Raw genomic sequence first — 15,703 nt, 5'->3', positions numbered from 1 at the left:
GAGACATGGAGAATAGCAAACAACAGCAAGCAGTCAGGGTAGGAAATAGCTACTGGATCAAAGTAGTCGCTATTTTTTTCATCGGTTGGATTCTCATGTATGCAACACGAACCATTTTCAATCCGATCATGGGAGTGGTTGGTGAGCAGTTTGGCCTGAGTAATACTCAACTAGGTTTAGCAAATAGTATTTTTTTCTTAACTTATGCGATCGCACAGATTCCTTTTGGGATAATCGGGGACAAGATCGGTCGAAAAATGATTATTACGGTTGGGTTTCTTTTGTTAGCTGTAGCTACTTATTTTAGTGGTTTAGCGACTACTTTCGTATTGTTTTTAACTATTCGAGCGATTGCAGGAATTGGACAAGGGGCTTACTATGGACCACAATTTGCGTTATCAACTGAAGCAATCCCCAAAAGTAAACGAACGATTGGAAATGCCATTATTAATAGCGGCATGGCTTTTGGTACTTCTGGGGGTTATCTGCTATCCAGTAAATTAGTATTAGAAAATGGTGAATCTTGGAGTAAACCGTTCTTTATTATGGCATTACCCACGTTGATTGTGGGGCTTTTGTTCTATACAGTCTTAAAAGAAAAAGTGATTCGTCCAGGAGAAGAACCAGAAGAAGAAACAGGTCCTAAAGAGAAAATTTCATTAAAACAAATTTTTAGCAATCGTAATTTAGTGGCTGCGTTCATTCTCTGTTTTACCAGTATTTATGCCAATTTTGTGATTCTTACTTGGTTACCACAGTTTTTGATCGCTGAGCGTGGTTTTACTGGAGCAAGTGTTGGTTTTATTTCTTCTTTGGTACCTTGGGCATCGATTCCTGGAGCGCTCCTTTTTGCACGGATCAATGATAAAACCGGTGCTACAAAAAAATTAGTTTTTCTTTTAGTTCCTTTGGCAATTCTTTCAGTCTTCGCGATTGCTTTTGTCACCAATCGAACGTTGTTGATCTCGGTCTTGATCTTGTATGGATTGACTGGCAAATTAGCCTTAGATCCTATTATGGTAACTTTCGTAACGAAGCATGCACCTAAATCGGCATTAGGAACGTCCCTTAGTGCATACAACTTCATCGGGATGTCTGGCTCGATTCTAGCACCTTATGTAACGGGGTATCTAGCAGATACTTCAGGATCAATGCAAGTTGGTTTTTACTTATCCTGTGTATTGTTAGCCATTGGTTTGTTTCTCTTTGCATTTTTAGCAAAAGAAGAAACGTTACCTAGTGAATCATAAAAAGGGAGAAGTTGAGCTAAGTCTGTCGTGGTTGAAAAATACTCATTTGTGTTTTCAACGCAGAGGGGACAGTAGCTCTAAAGTAACTCTTAGGATAAGTCACATCAAGAATCGGTTGTTCTTAGATAAATAGGAGAATTTGTAGTTCATTACACGATATAGATAGTAGGTAAATGAGAAATGAGCTACTAGGAGAGTTCTTTAATGCCAGTGATTCGACAAATGAGGTAGAAGACGATGAAAAAATTATCCATGATCACGCAAATTAGTCTAGCTTTATTCATTGGGATCATTGTGGGGATTATTTTTCCTGAAAGTAACGTTGTATTGAAACCAATCGGTGAAATCTTTTTAAGACTGATGCAGATGGCAATCCCCTTATTGATTTTAGGACAGATCATTCAAGCACTCGGAGGTATTCAGCTCAAAGAATTAACAAGCATTGGAGCAAGGACCATGGCTGCATTTGCAGTTTCTTCCTTTTTAGCAGCTGCTTGGGGGATAGTAATTGCTGTTTTCTTTCATCCGGGACAAGGTATCAGCTTAAGAGAATCACACGAAACAATTCAAGTCCAAGAGATTTCGCTTCAAGAAACGCTCATCAATTTTGTACCTAAAAATATTTTTGAGTCACTCGCACAAGGAACAATTATCCAGCTCATTGTTTTTGCGCTATTTTTTGGCTTAGCGTTAAATCATTATTTACAAAAGCACCCTGAATCACAGCTTTTCCAACTGGTGATTGATTTTAACGAAGTAATTATTACAGTAATCAATTATGTGATGCGCTTGGCTCCAATCGGGATTTTTGCACTGGTCACGTCAAGTATTAGTCAACTAGGGATCCAAGTGATTGTACCGTTGTTGAAGTATTTACTGGTTTATAGTGTAGGCACGATCTTGTTTTTAGGTTTTTGGCTGTTGATCATTACTCTTTTTTGCCATTTAAACCCGTTACGAGTCATTCGTAACATGAAAAACATGTCGCTAGTGGCTTTAGCAACCACTTCTTCAGCGATCACTTTGCCTGTGGAACTAGAAGAAGCACAATATAAACTTGGATTAAGCAAACGAATCACTCATCTGGTGTTACCTTTAGGGATGTCATTAAATAGTAATGGTTCAGCACTACACATGACTGTGACAGTAATGACGATCGCTCAAATGTACCAAGTAGATTTTGATTTAACGAAGATGATTTATTTAGCAGTTGTCGCTACCTTTGTTTCGTTGGCAAATGCTGTGGTACCGGGTGCTGGACTTGTATCATTAGCAATCATCGTTCCACAAATGGGTTTACCCATTGAAAGCATTGCAATTTTTGGAGGAGTTGAATGGCTGGTTGGTATGTTGCGTACGATCTTAAATGTTCATTCAGATGTCTATTCAGCAATCTTGGTTGCTAAATCTGTCAATGAAATCAGTCATGAGATTTTTAATGAAGGGTAAGAACGATCACAAAAAACATCCTTTGAGAGATGCTTATTCTCAAAGGATGTTTTTTTATTGTCAGTAGGAGGTAGGACATACTTGCCTAACATCCAACAAAGGATTGAAACCTCACTTTTTCTGCTTATTCCCACCAATGAAAACTAGACTACTGATTCTTCGTTTTCAGAAAAAATTAGAGTTATACATTCGCCTCCGATAAGGAGTAAGGTAGATCTGATTTTGAACGTTTCTTACTAGTAGGAACGATCCCCAACTGATAAGCAATCGTGCCACCAGTCAGCAAGTCTTCATGTGTAAAGAAGAGTTTGCGATAGCTAGTTTCATTTCTTGTGATCTCATGGATAAATTGTTGTTGTGGGTGATTAGGGCTTGTTTCGATTGTTAAATGTTCACCATTAGACAACGTAAGCACAGCTTTGTCGACTAAAGGCATCCCGATGACATATTCACCTGTTCCTGGCGTGACAGGATAAAAGCCTAAACTATTAAAGATATACCAACCTGCCATGCTCCCATTGTCTTCATCTCCTGGATAACCGGTCGGGGTATCATCGAATGTTTGTGTCAGCAATTGTTTGATCAATGGTTGAGCCATTTCGGGTTTCCCAATATAACTGAATAAATAAGGATAGTGGAAGCTTGGTTGATTGGAGATGGCAACTTGTCCAAACTCGATCGCTGTCATTTCACTCATTTCATGGATCTCAAAACCATAACCGCCAACTTCAAAAGTCGGTGCTTGGTTACATAATTCAATCAGTTTTTCTTCAAATTGATCTGGTCCACCGTGAGCATTGATCAAACCAGCAAAATCATGGTAAACAGCAAAACTACTTTGCCAAGCGCTACCTTCTGCATAATCCTGACCCCAACGTGTGGAAGAAAACGGAGTACGGAATCTTCCTTCGGGATCTTTGGAACGCATGAAGCCGGTTTCCGGATCAAAGACATTTTGATAATTGAAAGATTGCTTTTGATAGTGTTGTGCGGTTGCTGCTTCATTCAAACCGGTGGCTACTTGGCTGATACAAAAGTCACTATAAGCGTAATCAAGGGTGTGGTTGATTGATTCGTGGTAAGTATTTGGTACATAACCATATTTTAGATAATCAGTCGTTCCTTGACGTCCGTAATTTTGTTTTTCACTTTGGATCGTAGCACCTTTTTTCATTGCTTCGAGAAATTCAGCCATTAAATCTTTACGGATTCCCTTAACCGAGGCATCAGCGATCACTGCATCAATCAATGTTCCTGGCATGAGTCCACGCTCATCTGGCGAAAGCCATTTTGGTAAAAAGCCAGTTTCACGATAGCTGTTCAAAAAGCCTTCAAGCATCTCTTCATATTTTTCGACAGCAATCAAAGAGTAAAGTGGATACACTGTTTTATAAGTATCCCAAAAACCATTATTGGTATAAAGTACACCTGGTTTTACACTTCGACTAGTGGTATCATAATGGATTTTTTGTCCGGTCGAGTCGATTTCATAGAACGTTTGTGGGAATAAAAATACACGGTAGAGATTGTGGTAAAACGTCCGTAACTGTTGCGGATCATGATGCTCGACTTTGATTCGGTCAAAATAGTTTTGCCATTGTTGTGAACTATTCAGCAAATAGTCATCAGGTGTTTGATGTAACTCTTGTTCTAGATTAAATGAAGCTTGTTCAGAACTGATGAAGGAAGTACCGAAACGAATGACTTGTTTTTTTACGTCGCCAAAATAAATCGGAATCGACCCAGCGTCATCGGCTGCTAACTGTGACAATTCCTTTGATTGGATTGGCTGTTCAAAATGTAAGACAAAATAGAACGTAAAATCAGGATCTTCGGCGCCTGCAAAATGAGTGACTTGTCCTTCAATCGTATAGGGATCTTTTAGAACTAATTGATGTTTACCAGGAAACGACAAAAGTAAACCGCTCTCATTTTTGTGGTAATCAATGGTTAGGATACCACCGTACATGCTAGGGATCAGCGTGGAGCGAATACCATCACGTAATTGGTTGATCGTTAAATGAGTCGGACAGAATGTGCTTTCTTCTGGACGATACGAACTTTGTGCATGGAACAGGGTATTTTCAGGTAATAACCCATTGATCGGAGTGAAGACAAAATAGCTGAAGTCACCCATCCATGGACTTGGCTGATGAGTCAAACGGTAGCCTTGGAAGGTGTGATCGTCAGGATGGAACCACCAGCTACCTTTTTGATCAGTTGTCTGTGGGGCAAAGTAATTCATCCCAAAAGGAACACCAGTATAAGGCTGGCAGTTCCCATTTGAGAAGTTCGCTTGATTGGCTGTACCGTGACGAGTATCAATATGTTGAATGTTCATGTTAAATCTCCTTTGTTGAGTGTCGTTTGATAAATGAGACTGGTTGGCTCGTATCTTCGGGAATGTTATTTGTTTTGAGCCAAGTGATCAAAGCATTTCCTGCAAGTTCTCCTAGTTGGTGGAAATCTTGAGCAATCGTTGTTAATGGTGGATCAACTAAAGCGGCTGCTTGGATATCATCGAATCCAACGATCGAAAAATCATCTGGGATACGATAGCCTTGTTGTTTTAAATGATTCATCGTTTGAATAGCTACCAGATCGTTTTCGCAGACAAACGCAGTGACCTGATGTTCATTGATGTAGGTCAGTAACGTTTCAATCGTAGTGCCTTTTGCATCTAAAGTTGTATGAAACGGCAAATTGGCTTTGTCCAAAGCTTCCAGGTAACCCAAGTATCGTTGTCGGACAGATTGTGGATGCGCCTGTTCACCAAAAAGATAGGCAATCTTTTTATGCCCTTTTGAAATCAAATGAGCCGTAGCCAAAGAACCACCTTGGAAATTATCTGAAAGGACAGTTGGAAAAGGAAGTTCATAGATTTTTTTATCTAAAACAACAACTGGGAATTGTTTCAATGATAATTCAAAGAGCAGATCCAGATGTTGATCGGTCGCAAACGCATAATAAATCATTCCGTCAAATTCTTGCATGATTTCCTTCGCCGTTTTGTTTGCCAGAAAATCAACAGTCGTCATCATGACCTCTAACTGATTTTCTTGCATCACTGGATTTAGTCCTTTTGTAAAATCTCCGACAGAAAGGTCAGATAAAAAGGGAAGTAGGAACAGGATGCGACTATTTTTAATCACATCGTTTCTATTAAGATCACTAGTCGTTGCTTTGACAAAACTGCCTTTTCCTCTGACACGATAAATCAGACCTAATTGTTCTAATTCAGTTAATGCACGTTTAGAAGTGATTCGACTCACTTGATACTTGGTGGACAATTCCTTTTCGGTAGGTACCTGGCTGTCAACAGGTAACGATCCATCAGCAATTGCTTGTTGTAAGTCATGAAAGATTTGTTGGTATAGTGGTTGATTCATAAAAGCACCTTCTTATAAGATATATCATATAAAGATCATAGCATAAAACCACTAAAAGTAAATAAGAAAAATCTCATTTTGAAAGCGTAGACAATTGTAAAACGACGAGGTATAATCCTCTTATGATATATCAATAAAGAAAAGAGGAAAATAAATGGCATATAAAGATATACCAAAGTCAGTTCAACAGTTTATGGATGAAATTACTGCAAAATGTGGGGAAGAGCATGCAGATTGGGCAACGAATTTCTCTGCTGCCTTTGCCAATACATTGTTAACGACAGTCAAAAGACATGAAGACGGGACGACTTTTTTATTAACTGGTGATATTCCAGCGATGTGGTTGCGTGACTCCACCGCTCAAGTCCGTCCATATTTAGTCATTGCAAAAGAAGATGAAGACTTAGCTTCGATGATTAGTGGGCTTGTCAAAAAACAATTTGAATATATCAACATCGATCCATACGCAAACGCATTCAATGAAGAAGCAAATGGAGCGGGGCATCAAAGTGACCATACTGAAATGAATGATTGGATCTGGGAGCGTAAATATGAAATCGATTCCTTATGTTATCCTATCCAATTAGCTTACTTATTATATAAGAACACTGGTCGAACGGACCAATTGAATGATTCGTTTGTTGAAGGAATCAAAAAAGCCTTACATGTCTTCAAAACCGAACAAGATCACAATCAATCTCCTTATACTTTCGAAAGAGATACGACGAGGAAAGAAGATACCTTAGTCAACGATGGGCGTGGAAGCGCAGTTGCACCAACTGGAATGACTTGGTCTGGTTTTCGTCCAAGCGATGATGCGTGTCAATATGGCTACCTCGTTCCTTCAAATATGTTTGCTGTAGTAGTGCTGGGTTATATTGAAGAAATCTTTACGAACATTCTCACGGAAGAAACAAGTAGTAAAGCAATCCTTGAAGAAGCCAAACGTTTAAAAGAAGATATCCAAAAAGGAATCGAAGACTATGCGTTGACTAAAAACCAACAAGGAGAAACCATCTATGCTTATGAAGTTGATGGATTAGGAAACGCTTCTATTATGGATGACAGTAATGTACCTAATTTGATTGCTGCTCCGTATTTAGGTTACTGTTCTACCACAGATGAACAATATTTGGCAACGAGAAAAACGTTACTAAGTAAAGAGAACCCTTACTTCTATGAAGGGAAATATGCAAAAGGGATCGGATCATCTCACACTCCAGAAAATTACATCTGGCCGATTGCATTAGCGATGGAAGGGATGACCACTGAAGATAAAGAAGAGAAAAAGCGGATTTTAGACTTATTAGTTGCGACAGATGCTGGTACACATTTGATGCACGAGGGGTTTGATGTCGATGATCCAAACAACTACACCAGAGAATGGTTCTCTTGGGCGAACATGATGTTTTGTGAATTAGTGATGGATTACTTTGATATTCGAGTAGCGAAATAGGAGGAATAAAATGAAAAAGAAAGTATATATCATTTCACACAGTCATTGGGATCGTGAATGGTACATGGCTTATGAACAGCATCATATGCGTTTAGTCGAATTGATGGATGATCTTTTGGAATTATTTGAAACCGATCCAGATTTCAATAGTTTCCATTTAGATGGACAAACGATTATTTTAGATGATTATTTACAAGTACGTCCAGAAAAGAAAGAAGCGGTGCAACGAGCAATTGATGCGGGTAAATTAAGGATCGGTCCTTTTTATATTTTACAAGATGATTTCTTGATCAGTTCAGAAGCGAATGTCCGTAATATGTTGATTGGAATGGAAGAAAGTAAGAAGTGGGGAACGCCTGTGATGCTCGGTTATTTCCCGGATACTTTTGGAAATATGGGGCAAACACCACAAATGATGAAACAAGCAGGACTTTCAGCTGCTGCTTTTGGACGAGGCGTAAAACCAATTGGCTTTGATAATCAAGTCTTGGAAGCAGAAAATTATTCTTCTCAATATTCTGAAATGTGGTGGAAAGGACCAGATAGCACAGAAATCTTTGGGTTACTGTTTGCCAATTGGTACAGTAATGGAAATGAGATCCCGGCTGAAAAAGAGAAAGCAAGAGCCTTCTGGGACCAAAAGCTGGCAGATGCAGAGCAATACGCATCAACCAATCATCTGTTGATGATGAATGGAGTGGATCATCAACCGGTTCAAAAGGATGTAACAGCAGCAATCAAATTAGCGAATGAATTATATCCAGAGTATGAATTTATCCATTCCAATTTTGTCGATTATCTTGCAACGGTGCAAAAGGACTTGCCAGAAGAACTTGGTTCCGTTGAGGGAGAGTTGACCAGTCAGGAAACAGATGGCTGGTATACGTTAGCGAATACTGCTTCAGCACGTGTCTATTTAAAACAATGGAATACCAAAGTTCAAAGACAAATTGAAAATATTGCTGAGCCATTAGCAACGATGGCTTATGAAGTCACAGGTAAATATCCCCATGATCAATTAGATTATGCGTGGAAAACGTTGATGCAAAATCATCCACATGACAGTATTTGCGGGTGTTCGGTTGATTCTGTCCATCGAGAAATGATGACACGGTTTGAAAAAGCAGATGAAGTAGGGAAGTATTTAGCAGAAGAAGCGATCAGGCAACTTGCTCAAGTGATCGACACTAGCAACTTACCAGCAAAAAGCTATCCTTTCTTAGTTATGAACACGGCTGGATCAGCAAAGACTGGTGAAGCAGAAATAACGATTGAGTTAGAAAGAAAATGTTTTGCAGAAGGAATACCTGAGAAATTATATGAAGAATTAGAAAAGCAACCACCAAAAAGCTATCATGTAGAAACATCCAATGGTGAAGAAGTCCCTGCATCACTATCAGAAACATTTGTGACGTTTGATTATGATCTGCCCAAAGATCGGTTTAGGATTCCTTACATGGCGAGAAAAATCACGGTCACTTTACCAGTGAGCGAAATGCCAGCTTTTTCTTGGAACACGTACGTATTAATAGAAGGAAAAGCTAAAGAAGAAAAAGAGACGATGATCCAAAAAGATGGACGAGTATTAGAAAATCAACAAGTTCGGCTAGAGATCCAACCGAATGGCACCTTGACGTTGAAAGACAAAACGACGGGCAAACAACTAGATGAATTATTGACATTCGAAGATGTTGGGGATATTGGAAATGAATATATCTTCAAACAGCCTGAAAATGACCAACCTATTTTATCAAAGGAAAATGATCAAAGTACCGTAGAAGTCGTAACTGATACGAGTGAATTAGCACAAGTAAAAGTTACCCAGGAATTATTGATTCCAGTAGCTGCTGATGAACGTTTAGCAAAAGAACAACAGATGGTCATTGAGTTTCGTCACCGTAAAGCAGGTCGTTCAAAAGAAAAGCGTATGTTAGAAGTAACAACTGTTATCACTTTAAGAAAAGACAGCAAAAAAATCGACTTTGAAACAAAAGTGAATAATCAAATGGATGATCATCGCTTACGTGTGTTGTTCCCAACAAAGTTACATGTGAAACAACATCAAGCTGATAGTATTTTTGAAGTGGTTACCCGTCCCAATGATGTATCAAGTAGTTGGGAAAATCCAACAAATCCACAGCATCAACAGGCGTTCGTTCATTTAGAAGGAAACGATTATGGAGTAACAGTTGGCAATTATGGATTAAATGAATATGAAGTAATCGATGACAGTGTGATTGCGGTGACTTTACTACGTTGTGTAGGGGAATTAGGAGATTGGGGATATTTTCCAACACCAGAAGCCCAATGTCATGGGGTACATTGCTTTAACTACAGTATCGAAGTGCATCAGCCAGAAGAAAAATTTGCTAGTTACCATCATGCTTATAGCGCACAGATTCCTTTTTCTACCACGCAAATGGCGATTCAAACAGGAACCTTGCCAGCTGAAAACAGCTATTTAACTTGCGAAGGGGAAACGTTTGCAATTACTGCTTTGAAACGAAGTAAATTTAGTGATAAAGTAGTGGTGCGTGGGTTTAATCTGTCCGGTCTTGATTCACCATTACAAATCACTAAAAATGGGAAACAAGGGGAATTATTGAATCTGCTAGAAGAAACAGTTGAGCAAACGATTGCTCCGACCGTTAGACCTTATGAAATTCGGACAATCGGATTCGAGGAGGAATAAGCAATGTATGGTGGAATAGAAGCAGGGGGAACAAAATTCATCTGTGCCGTTTCAAATGAAGGCGTTATCGTAGAAAGAGTAAGTATTCCTACAACTACACCTGAAGAAACACTAAAGCAAGTATTTGATTTTTTTGATCAATATGAACTAGAGGCGTTAGGGATCGGTTCGTTTGGTCCGATCGGTATTGATAAAAATGCCGATAATTATGGGTATGTTTTGGCAACACCTAAACCTGGATGGGGAAACTACAATTTTTTAGGCAGCATCCAAGAACGTTACGGGATTCCGATGGCTTGGACGACAGATGTGAATGCAGCAGCTTACGGCGAATTGCTAAAAGGAGCCGCACAAGGGAAAAAGAGTTGTATTTATTTGACTGTCGGTACAGGGATCGGTGCCGGTGTGGTCCTTGAAGGAGATATTTTTTCTGGACTTGCCCACCCAGAAATGGGGCATATATGGGTAAAACGTCATCCAGAGGATACCTATGAAGGAACATGTCCTTACCACAAAGATTGTTTGGAGGGGTTAGCGGCTGGACCTTCAATTGAGGCACGAACTGGAATCAAAGGCCAAGAACTTCCTCAAGATCATCCAATATGGGACATCCAAGCCTATTATATTGCTCAAGCATTGATCAATTATACGTTGACGTTAGCTCCTGAAAAAATCATTTTAGGTGGCGGAGTGATGAATCAAGACCACTTGTTGCATAAAATTCGACAACAATTCGTTGAGTTAATGGGTGGGTACATGGAAACGCCACAAGTAGATGAGTACATTGTACGCTGGGGGCTGCCGAATGAGAGTGGAATTATTGGCAGTTTGCTTTTAGCAGAAAAAGAACATGGTAAACAATAAGGTGTATATATTCTATATATAGTAATAAAAAACGGCTAGAGGTGTATCCCTAGCCGTTTTTTGATTGTGATCAGTAGTGGATCGCTCCTTACAATAGTGTCTTTACCATAAACCAGGGAGGGCTTTTGCGACAATGGTTTCTTGCGTGAAAGGATGAGACATGTGTAATTCTAACGCATGGAGCATGAGACGGTTCGCAGGCCGTGTTTGGTAAAGTGGATCACCGACAATGGGATGACCAATGTGAGAGAGATGGACCCTGATTTGATGGGTACGTCCGGTTTCCAAGACACAGTAAACCTGAGTCTGACCATTTACTACTTGATCAACGGAAACATGTGTGAGAGCCGTTTGACCTTTATGAGGATCTACCACCCGTTTTCTGCGATCGTGACGATCACGACCGATTTTGTCTTTCAAAATCAAATCCTCTTTGATTGTTCCCCAGACAAGTGCTTGGTATCGTCGATAAATCTTCTTTTGTTCCAACATTCTGCCTAGGATAGGTAAAACAAAGGGATTTTTAGCAAATAAAATTGCACCACTTGTTTCTTTGTCCAATCGATGCACGACATAAGGGCGTTGCTCTTTTTTCTTTAAATACGCAGCTAAGTGATTCAATAAAGTATCATTTTCGGTTGGTTCATTCGGATGAGTTTTCATGCCGGCGGGTTTATTGACAATGAGTAAATGATCGTCTTCATATAATGGTTGGACGAAGGAAGCTTTACCCAATTGGACTTCTTGGTATTGATAATCAGTTTCTTCAAAACGTAACGTAATATGGTCACCAGCGTGGACTTCAAAATGAAATAAGGCAGGTTCTTGATTGATCCACACATTTTTTCTTATACGTAAAAAGTGGCGGACTTTTCTTGGAACGAGCCATTCTTGTTCTAATAATTCTCGAATGGTGGTTGTAGGCTGAGTGTCAGGTAACGTGATCGTGATTTCCATAAAAATACTCCTTTTAGCAAAAATGCAGCTCTATTGTACCATTTTTAAAACTTATTTAAGAAAAAAGTGACTAATTTCTGATACTTCTTATGCTAAACTATCGTCAAAACTTAAAAAAACAGTTTGCCTACATCTCAAGCAGGAAGAATGAAGAACGTACCTGTGGTAGAATAAGGCGATTCAATCAAATAGACAGGAGAAGAATAAATGGATTTTCAAAGCATTTTAAGTAAAATAAAAGCTGCTTTGATCAGTTTTTGGCATTGGATTAAACCTTATTTAGGGCGATTCCATCGATGGCGAAAACGTATATGGAAAAAGTATCATATCAATAAACTGATCCTATTGATTGGCTTGATCTGTGTATTGATCGTCAGTATCTATCTTTTTATTTTAGCAAAACAGGCAAATGTCTCCACATTAAAATCGGGGCTAAGTCAGTCTACCGTTATCTATGATAAAAAGAATGAAGAAGCAGGCACCCTTTATGCTCAAAAAGGGACTTATGTGGAATTGAATGCAATCTCTCCAGATATCCAAAATGCGGTTATCTCAACCGAAGATCGCAATTTTTATCAGCATCATGGATTTGATATCAAAGGGATCGCTCGGGCAGCAGTTCGGATGGTCCTTTCAGGTGGCACTTCTGGTGGAGGTGGGAGTACAATTACCCAACAATTAGCTAAAAATGCTTATTTGACACTTGATCAAACTTTTGACCGTAAAGCAAAAGAATTATTTTTAGCCATTGAAATTGAAAAGAAATACAGCAAAGAAGAGATTTTGACCATGTATCTCAACAATGCTTATTTTGGAAATGGGGTATGGGGCGTACAAGATGCTTCAAGGAAATACTTTGGGGTAGATGCTAATCAGGTTAATTTAGCAGAAGCGGCAACGTTAGCTGGGATGCTTAAAGGTCCGGGTATCTATAATCCGATCGATCACCCAGAAAATGCAAACAATCGAAAAAATACCGTATTGAGTGTCATGGAAGAAAACGGCAAGATCACGAAACAACAATACCAAACGGAAAGCAAAGTGGATATCAAACAATACGTGAAAGATACGTATGATAATTCGGAATCAGGCTATCGCTATCCTTATTACTTTGATGCCGTGATTGATGAAGCAGTCAATGATTATGGTTTGGATGAAGAAGATGTGATGAACAAAGGATACAAAATCTATACATCACTTGATCAAAATTATCAAAAACAATTAGAAACAACGTATCAAAACAATGCACTATTTCCGGCAAATGCTTCGGATGGGGCAATGGTTCAATCCGCATCAGTCGCATTAGATCCTAAAACTGGTGGTGTTGAGGCGCTGGTAGGGCGACGTGGGGAACATGTTTTCCGAGGATTTAGTTTTGCAACACAAATGAAACGTTCTCCTGGCTCAACGATCAAACCTTTGAGTGTGTATGCACCAGCGTTAGAAGCGGGATACACCCCAGCAAGTATTTTGAAAGATGAACCATTATCTTATTATAAAGCTCATAATTACGACGGAACGTACCGTGGTGAAGTACCGATGTATCAGGCGGTTGCTGAAAGTTTGAATCTTCCTGCTGTATGGTTGCTTCATGAAATCGGTCTTCAAAAAGGTTATGATAAAGCAGAAGAATTTGGATTGCCTCTATCGAAATCAGATAAGTATTATGGTTTAGCATTAGGTGGTTTAGCTAAGGGAGTTTCGCCGTTAACGATGGCTGGAGCTTACAGTGCATTTGCTAACGCTGGTAAAATGTACAAACCACATCTGATTACTAAAATCGTGGATTCAACGGGTGCAGTAATTGTTGACAAGACCAATGAAAAACCTAAACAAGTCATTTCAGAAGAAACGGCTAATCAAATGACTTCAATGCTGCTTGGGACTTTTTCTAATGGGACAGCCGTTGCAGCTAAACCGGCTGGTTACACAGTCGCAGGGAAAACAGGAACGACTGAAACCAATTTTGATCCTACCAAAGCTAACGACCAATGGATTGTTGGCTATACGCCTAATGTCGTGATTTCAACTTGGATGGGATATGAAGAATCTAGTGAATTGCATTATTTAGCAGGAACAAGTGGGAATGTGGTTGGTAAAGTCTTCAAATCGGCCGCAGAAGGCATTCTTCCTTATACTGAGCAAGAGCCTTTCCCTGTAGCAGATGCATATGCGACTGGCGGAAAAGTAGTCCCTGCTGATCAAGTCAATAATAATACGCAAACCAATGAGAACTCAGAACAATGGAAAGAAAATCTGAATAAATACGGGGAACAAGCTAAAGATGGGCTGAAAAATATCGGTGATATGGTAAAAGAAGGCGTAAGAGGTTTAGGTGAAGCTGCGAAAGATCTCTGGCGGAAATATCAAGGACAGTAATCCTATGAAAAACGATAAACAAATGGTACAATAAAACTAAACGATCTATAGAAAAGAGGCTAACTATGTCAAATATTTATGATAGCGCAAATCAAATCGAACGCGAGATTCGCGAATTGCAAGAATTCAAAGCTTTAGAAGAAGCCTATGCAAAAGTTAAAGCAAATGAAGAAGCACATCGTCTATTCAAAGATTTCCAAGCGATGCAAATCGAATTGCAGGAAAAACAAATGAGCGGGCAAGAATTTAGCGATGAAGATGCAATGAAAGCGCAAGAAATGGCAATGAAAATTCAATCAGAAGAAGTGATCAATGATTTGATGCAAAAAGAACAACAATTCAGCACGATCATCAATGACTTGAATCGCATCATCATGACACCAGTTAGAGATTTATACAGCGAATAATTAACGTTGTAGAAAATAATTTAGCCAGAACAAGCAAAAGCAACGTAAAACAAAATTGTTTTGCGTTGCTTTTTTAGTATGAAGAAATCAGACGGGGATAACTCATAGAAAATTAGCTTATTTTTCATTGTTTAATAAATAATTATTGTTAACCTAGCTATAATAGCTGATTTTGTCTATTATAGAAGCGTAGAAATGTCTATTCAAGTAGTGAATTTCTCTCATATAAAGCAAGGAGGTGGAGCGATGAAACACAAAAAATTTTCTTGGAAAGATTTTTGGGAAATCAGTGGCTCGTATCTTTTCACGATTATTTTGCTACCCGCATTTTATTCTTTAACTACAAATCAGCCATTAACAAATGTTTTTAGCGACCAATATCTGATCGATATTCTTCTCTTGTTTCTTTTTGTGATCTTGCCATTAGCTATTTATAAAGGTGTGCGGTATCGAAAGTAAGATATGAGAGATATTTGATGTTTGAGCATGAAAATAGTTAGTCATTGCAGTAATCGTCTGAAGTACCGATGAGTCTAAATAAGAAGATAGGCAACTAAAGTAGGTTAGACCAATAGAGAGAAATAAAGTAAGGTGCTGCTAAAATTAATTTTTAGCTTGACCATTCTTTTTTTTAATGGTAAAGTAATTGACGTTGCTGAAAAAGAGAAAAAGATCGTGAAATTTATTTAGAAAAATTCATTGACATTTACTTTTTAAGGTGATAAGATAACTAAGTCGTAAAAAATCAATAGCTTACGAAGCTTGATTTCATCGAAAAAAACTTTAAAAAAGTTGTTGACAAATAACAAACGACGAGTTATGATAAATGAGTTGCTGAAACACTTCTGAAAAACGAAGTC

Annotated in this window: 11 protein-coding genes; 8 read left to right on the top strand and 3 right to left on the bottom strand. The window is 38.8% G+C overall.

Translation table 11 applies throughout. The annotated features are described in order from the left end of the window. Window positions 1-5 precede the first annotated feature (5 nt). Together AB5M32_RS10940 and AB5M32_RS10935 are read left to right on the top strand one after the other, a co-directional pair. The gene (locus tag AB5M32_RS10940; protein ID WP_063627563.1) at window positions 6-1,250 is read left to right on the top strand and encodes an MFS transporter; all 1,245 of its coding nucleotides are present in this window, start codon (window positions 6-8) and stop codon (window positions 1,248-1,250) included. Window positions 1,251-1,487: 237 nt separating this feature from the next. Continuing rightward, window positions 1,488-2,699 (top strand): dicarboxylate/amino acid:cation symporter, encoded by a 1,212-nt coding sequence (locus AB5M32_RS10935; RefSeq protein ID WP_178287171.1) that lies wholly within the window; start codon window positions 1,488-1,490, stop codon window positions 2,697-2,699. A gap of 181 nt (window positions 2,700-2,880) precedes the next feature. Here AB5M32_RS10935 and AB5M32_RS10930 read toward each other — a convergent pair whose 3' ends face one another. Both AB5M32_RS10930 and AB5M32_RS10925 read right to left on the bottom strand, forming a co-directional pair. After that, a complete protein-coding gene (locus AB5M32_RS10930) occupies window positions 2,881-5,094 on the bottom strand; it encodes a GH92 family glycosyl hydrolase (protein WP_178287321.1) in 2,214 nt (737 codons plus the stop codon). After that, window positions 5,042-6,088, bottom strand: coding sequence for a substrate-binding domain-containing protein (locus tag AB5M32_RS10925; RefSeq protein ID WP_010720919.1), 1,047 nt, complete (start codon window positions 6,086-6,088; stop codon window positions 5,042-5,044). Before AB5M32_RS10925 ends, AB5M32_RS10930 begins: the two co-directional genes overlap by 53 nt. Before the next feature lie 154 nt (window positions 6,089-6,242). Here AB5M32_RS10925 and AB5M32_RS10920 point away from each other — a divergent pair, with 154 nt between their 5' ends. Genes AB5M32_RS10920 through AB5M32_RS10910 form a run of 3 tightly spaced genes read left to right on the top strand, consistent with a single transcriptional unit; the run spans window position 6,243 to window position 11,100 of the window. Then, window positions 6,243-7,544, top strand: coding sequence for a glycoside hydrolase family 125 protein (locus AB5M32_RS10920; RefSeq protein WP_034700410.1), 1,302 nt, complete (start codon window positions 6,243-6,245; stop codon window positions 7,542-7,544). Between the two features lie 10 nt (window positions 7,545-7,554). Next, window positions 7,555-10,236 carry an alpha-mannosidase gene (locus AB5M32_RS10915; protein ID WP_178287173.1) on the top strand — a complete coding sequence of 894 codons (2,682 nt, stop codon included), beginning with the start codon at window positions 7,555-7,557 and terminating at the stop codon, window positions 10,234-10,236. Window positions 10,237-10,239: 3 nt separating this feature from the next. Beyond that, a complete protein-coding gene (locus AB5M32_RS10910; protein WP_034700407.1) occupies window positions 10,240-11,100 on the top strand; it encodes an ROK family protein in 861 nt (286 codons plus the stop codon). 102 nt (window positions 11,101-11,202) lie between these two features. Here the strand turns inward: AB5M32_RS10910 and AB5M32_RS10905 are convergent, their stop codons facing one another. Beyond that, window positions 11,203-12,057: an RluA family pseudouridine synthase gene (locus tag AB5M32_RS10905; protein ID WP_053766248.1), complete on the bottom strand. Its 855-nt coding sequence runs from the start codon at window positions 12,055-12,057 to the stop codon at window positions 11,203-11,205. Between the two features lie 207 nt (window positions 12,058-12,264). Between AB5M32_RS10905 and AB5M32_RS10900 the strand changes: the two genes are divergently transcribed. From AB5M32_RS10900 to AB5M32_RS10890, 3 genes are all read left to right on the top strand, one after another. Then, complete coding sequence (locus tag AB5M32_RS10900; RefSeq protein WP_178287175.1) at window positions 12,265-14,436, top strand: PBP1A family penicillin-binding protein; 2,172 nt, start codon at window positions 12,265-12,267, stop codon at window positions 14,434-14,436. A gap of 65 nt (window positions 14,437-14,501) precedes the next feature. Beyond that, a complete protein-coding gene (locus AB5M32_RS10895) occupies window positions 14,502-14,843 on the top strand; it encodes a YlbF family regulator (protein WP_010720913.1) in 342 nt (113 codons plus the stop codon). A 246-nt stretch (window positions 14,844-15,089) separates the two neighbouring features. Next, on the top strand, window positions 15,090-15,302 hold the full coding sequence (locus AB5M32_RS10890) for a hypothetical protein (protein WP_010720912.1): 213 nt from the start codon (window positions 15,090-15,092) through the stop codon (window positions 15,300-15,302). Window positions 15,303-15,703 lie beyond the last annotated feature (401 nt).

It is taken from the genome of Enterococcus sp. C57 (assembly GCF_040887305.1).
GTDB lineage: Bacteria > Bacillota > Bacilli > Lactobacillales > Enterococcaceae > Enterococcus_B > Enterococcus_B hirae.
The sequence above is the reverse complement of the archived record's forward strand: the minus strand, read 5'-3'. Positions and strand labels throughout refer to the sequence as shown.

Coding starts and splice junctions, on each gene's coding strand:
- AB5M32_RS10905 (WP_053766248.1), bottom strand. CDS start 12,057: ATGGAAATCACGATCACGTTACCTGACACTCAGCCTACAACCACCATT.
- AB5M32_RS10935 (WP_178287171.1), top strand. CDS start 1,488: ATGAAAAAATTATCCATGATCACGCAAATTAGTCTAGCTTTATTCATT.
- AB5M32_RS10915 (WP_178287173.1), top strand. CDS start 7,555: ATGAAAAAGAAAGTATATATCATTTCACACAGTCATTGGGATCGTGAA.
- AB5M32_RS10910 (WP_034700407.1), top strand. CDS start 10,240: ATGTATGGTGGAATAGAAGCAGGGGGAACAAAATTCATCTGTGCCGTT.
- AB5M32_RS10925 (WP_010720919.1), bottom strand. CDS start 6,088: ATGAATCAACCACTATACCAACAAATCTTTCATGACTTACAACAAGCA.
- AB5M32_RS10900 (WP_178287175.1), top strand. CDS start 12,265: ATGGATTTTCAAAGCATTTTAAGTAAAATAAAAGCTGCTTTGATCAGT.
- AB5M32_RS10920 (WP_034700410.1), top strand. CDS start 6,243: ATGGCATATAAAGATATACCAAAGTCAGTTCAACAGTTTATGGATGAA.
- AB5M32_RS10895 (WP_010720913.1), top strand. CDS start 14,502: ATGTCAAATATTTATGATAGCGCAAATCAAATCGAACGCGAGATTCGC.
- AB5M32_RS10890 (WP_010720912.1), top strand. CDS start 15,090: ATGAAACACAAAAAATTTTCTTGGAAAGATTTTTGGGAAATCAGTGGC.
- AB5M32_RS10940 (WP_063627563.1), top strand. CDS start 6: ATGGAGAATAGCAAACAACAGCAAGCAGTCAGGGTAGGAAATAGCTAC.